The sequence below is a fragment of the Halanaerobium sp. genome (assembly GCF_003070835.1).
Genome location: NZ_QBLR01000360.1, coordinates 1 through 3,237, shown reverse-complemented (window position 1 = coordinate 3,237; position 3,237 = coordinate 1). Strand labels below are relative to the sequence as shown.

The 3,237-nt window shown below is 30.3% G+C and carries 5 protein-coding genes; 2 read left to right on the top strand and 3 right to left on the bottom strand.

Translation table 11 applies throughout. The features are described 5' to 3' along the window. The first annotated feature begins 67 nt into the window (after positions 1–67). Complete coding sequence (locus CI949_RS18990; RefSeq protein WP_290769317.1) at positions 68–232, top strand: YvrJ family protein; 165 nt, start codon at positions 68–70, stop codon at positions 230–232. Positions 233–282: 50 nt separating this feature from the next. On the opposite strand, the gene CI949_RS18985 is transcribed toward CI949_RS18990, so the two are convergent. The 3 genes from CI949_RS18985 to CI949_RS18975 are packed head-to-tail and all read right to left on the bottom strand — an operon-like array spanning position 283 to position 2,141. Continuing rightward, positions 283–597, bottom strand: coding sequence for a hypothetical protein (locus tag CI949_RS18985; RefSeq protein ID WP_290769314.1), 315 nt, complete (start codon positions 595–597; stop codon positions 283–285). Between the two features lie 4 nt (positions 598–601). Further along, the gene (locus CI949_RS18980) at positions 602–1,147 is read right to left on the bottom strand and encodes a replicative helicase loader/inhibitor (protein WP_290769312.1); all 546 of its coding nucleotides are present in this window, start codon (positions 1,145–1,147) and stop codon (positions 602–604) included. Between the two features lie 4 nt (positions 1,148–1,151). Continuing rightward, the gene (locus CI949_RS18975) at positions 1,152–2,141 is read right to left on the bottom strand and encodes a hypothetical protein (RefSeq protein ID WP_290769310.1); all 990 of its coding nucleotides are present in this window, start codon (positions 2,139–2,141) and stop codon (positions 1,152–1,154) included. 230 nt (positions 2,142–2,371) lie between these two features. On the opposite strand from CI949_RS18975, the gene CI949_RS18970 reads away from it, so the two are divergent. After that, positions 2,372–3,237: DegT/DnrJ/EryC1/StrS aminotransferase family protein (locus tag CI949_RS18970; protein ID WP_290769308.1), on the top strand; the 866-nt coding region annotated here is incomplete at its 3' end.

The following is a 3,237-nucleotide window of genomic DNA, read 5'->3' as shown; positions in this document are numbered from 1 at the left end:
TCCTTACCTTAACTGAACTAAAATGATAAAATAAAGAAAACATAAGTTCAGAAAGGGGGTAGTTTAAGTGGAAGAACTATTTTCTTTAATTAGTTCTTATGGGTTTCCAATGGTTCTCTCTATTTTTCTATTAATAAGATTCGAAAAAGATTTAAAAGAACTCAATAAATCAATCACCTCATTAATTATTCTAATTGAATCAGGAGATAAGCACAATAATTATCTTAATTAATTATGGTAAGCAGCCCCTGAAGAACAGAGGCTGCACTGGTGGCATAATGCTCAGATGATTTTATCTTTTAGTGTAAAGTAAAGCTCTGCATCTTCTTTACACATAGATATTTCATTTTCACAGTTGTCTGGTGTTTCTACACAATCTCGACAGAACTGCCTGTTTATTTTATTGATCGCTGTATATTTTTCTACGATTGTTTTGAGTTCTTTACATTTTCTTAGATTACCGAAAGCAGCTTTAAATACTGGATAATTTGGTAGTTTTGGATCTTCATTTATTTCAGTTGAACTAGGAACTTTTTGCAGTTCTTCTGCTTTTTTAATAAAAAGATTTTTTAGATCTTCTTTAGTGAAGGCAGACATTATATTACTTCCTTTCGGTAGTTTTTTCTGAAATATATATAAGCTCTTGCCTGAATTGTTCTGGTAAGTATTGTAAATCTTCATCATATCTAGTTACTTCATTGTAGAGCTTATGAAAATGATTTTTAACATAACTATCATTTTCTTTAGTATGACAGATTTCAGCAAAACCTCCAAAATGTTCAACTGCTGCTCTAACTTTTGGTGGTAGAGACTCCATAGCTTCTTTAGGTTTATAATAACCATATTTTCTCACAGCATCCTTTACTAGTTTCCAGGCCATACCTGCTGTCATTCTGTTTTCTGGTGGTTGGATTATTAATTCTATTTCTTTTACTACAGCACCAACAGAAGGTGGCCATTCCGAATTGTTAATGACCAACTTTTTTACGGCTTTTGTAGCCAATTCTTCACTGTAATACTTTAGTAGATCATGCCAGACATCAATCATCATTTGATTATTTCTCTGGTCAGGCTTAGGGAATTTAAATTTTCCAGAGTAGCAGTTGCTTAAATAAGTTAACAGTTCTATTATATGTTGTTTATTCATAGTTTTATGTCTCCTCACTATTTAGAGCATAGAGCTCTGCAAGCATATCCATCTTTTTGCTTGATTTGGATTTGCCTATCTGTTTAAACTGATTTTCTAATTTAATAATTTGTTTCCTTAATTTTTGAGCACTTAAGATATTGTTGCTCCAAAATTCATTATCCTGGCTGAAGTTAATTATGTCTTCAATTTCATTCCAGCTGTAAGCTTTGTTTTCATTTTCTTTAGCACCAACAGGGCCTAATCTGTGCAGTCTTTCTATTGCTGTTTTCCACTGCTTAAACTTAGCTTCATATGGATTCTTTGCAGGAACCTGAGCTCTAGGATTATTTTCAAGTATTCTATCAATTAAGTGCTCAGTTAACTGAACTGCTTTAGAGTCTTTAACAACTGAATTACTTTCATCAAAGAGAACTAGATTAGTGTTAACTGTTTTATCTTTATCAGCAGAACTTTTTTCTGAAGATTTATTTCGATTATCATATTCTTCAAGAAAATCAGCGATTTCTTTGTTTTCTTGAGATTGAGTTTGATTTTGAGTTTGAGATTGAGTTCGAGAACGAGCTGGAGCTAGAGATTCACCAAACTCTTTGCATAAGCGTTTATAAAAGCTTGAGTTAATGCTTTTATTTAATTCTACAAATTCTTTAAATAAAGTACTTTTTATAAGCGGTCTTAGTTTGTTAACTGCTGATTTTTCTTGATTTGGATTCTGTGGTGTTTGATAGGCGACAATCTCTGGGATCAGTATTATCTTATGATGTGGGTCATATTTAATAAATCCCAGATCTAAGAGTTTAGTAAAGGCTTCAGCTAACTCTTCTGGCTGCCATTCTAAATCAGCACATATATAATTTTTTGGTAATCTGTATAGACCTTCTGAAATACGATGTGGTGATGTAAGCAGATAAATAGCCAGTAATTTTACTTTGTCACTACAATTAAGCAAAAAATGATTGTACCAGAAATCATTTGGTATTTTATGATATGGCATAATTTATTCTCCTTTTTTAGTATTTTTGTTAAATAAACATCTATCCTCCTTTGTTATTTATTATAATAATATCTATTTATTTCCAATATATTGTCATTATATTACAAAAAGGAAGATAATGTAAGGCAGTTTTTTAAAAATATTGTATTTTTTTAAAAATAATTAAGAATTTCTTAAAAAATGCCTTATATCTATAGAAAATATTGTGTTTTTAGAAAGGGTTTTTAAAAATGACAAAAAGAAATATTTCATTTTCCCCTCCAGACATAACTGAAAAAGAAATAAAAGAAGTAATAGATACATTGGAATCAGGTTGGGTAACAACTGGACCAAAAACTAAATTATTCGAACAAAAAATAGCAGAGTATTTAAAAGTAAATAGAACTGCATGTTTGAGTTCTGCTACTGCAGCTATGGAATTAACACTTAGAATATTAAATATTGGGCCTGGAGATGAAGTAATAACAACACCTTACACTTATAGTGCAACTGCAGCAGTAGTTAAACATGTTGGAGCAAAGCTAATTATGGTTGACTTAAAAGAAGATTCTTTTGAAATGGATTACGAGAAGTTAAATGACTTAATTACTGAAAATACAAAGGCAATAATGCCAGTAGATATAGCTGGTAAGATGTGTGATTATAATAAAATTTATGAAATAGTTAAAAATAATAAAAATAAATTTAAATCAAAGAATTATCTTCAAGAAAAATTTAATAGGATTATAGTACTGGCTGATTGTGCACATGCTTTTGGTGCTGAAAGAGATAACTTAAATGCTGGTCAAGTTGCTGATTTTAGCTGTTTTTCTTTTCATGCAGTTAAAAATTTGACTACTGCAGAAGGTGGAGCAGTTGCTTGGAAAAATATACCAGGTATAGAAGATGATGAATTATACAATAAATATATGCTTCATAGCTTACATGGACAATCTAAAGATGCTTTGTCTAAGACTAAAAGAGGTTCTTGGGAATATGATATTGTATTACCTGGACATAAATATAATATGACAGATATTTTAGCAAGTATTGGTCTAATGCAGCTTGAGAGATATGATTATTTATTAGAACGTAGGAAAAAAATAATTGATTATTA